Annotated in this window: 1 protein-coding gene; it reads left to right on the top strand. The window is 37.7% G+C overall.

The features are described from left to right. Positions 1-76: 76 nt before the first annotated feature. The coding region (locus tag MTCD1_RS18360; protein ID WP_088568997.1) for an IS110 family RNA-guided transposase at positions 77-620 on the top strand (544 nt) is incomplete at its 3' end.

Below are 620 nucleotides of genomic sequence, written 5' to 3'. Positions count from 1 at the left end.
TTTTCAATGGTATGGACTCCTCACCTTTGACCTAATAGGCTAAGGTGAAGACGCCAATCCAAACGGAGCCAATACCATGCAAAATATTACCACTATCAGTATCGATTTAGCTAAAACTGTTTTTCAAGTTGCCTTATTTAATAAATACGGTATTTTAAAATCCAATAATAAAATGAGCCAAGCTAAAATGGTTCAGTTTATTGCCCTGCATCCAGAAGCATTAATTTGCATGGAAGCTTGCGGAACCGCTCATTATTGGGGGCGTCACTTTCAACAACGCGGCCATAAAGTCTTACTTGTTCCCGCTCATATTGCCGCTAAGTACCGCACAGGCAATAAAAATGATGCGAACGATGCATTAGCTATTTATGAGTCAATAAAACGACCTAATACTTATTTTGTTCAAGTAAAAAGCCTTGATCAGCAAGACTTAGCGAGTTTACTTAAATTACGGCAAGGTTATGTAAAACAACGTACCCAAACAGCGAATAGAGCAAGAGGTTTAGGTCTTGAATATGGTGTTAAAATCCCTCAAGGTATTGCTAAAATACGTAAACATTTACCGTGTTTTCTTGAAGATGCAGAGAATGAATTGACGACGTCTAGTCGATTCATTTTAA

It is taken from the genome of Colwellia marinimaniae, from assembly GCF_002207865.1.
In the GTDB taxonomy this organism is placed as follows: domain Bacteria; phylum Pseudomonadota; class Gammaproteobacteria; order Enterobacterales; family Alteromonadaceae; genus Colwellia; species Colwellia marinimaniae.
This window is presented reverse-complemented; position numbering and strand designations above follow the sequence as displayed.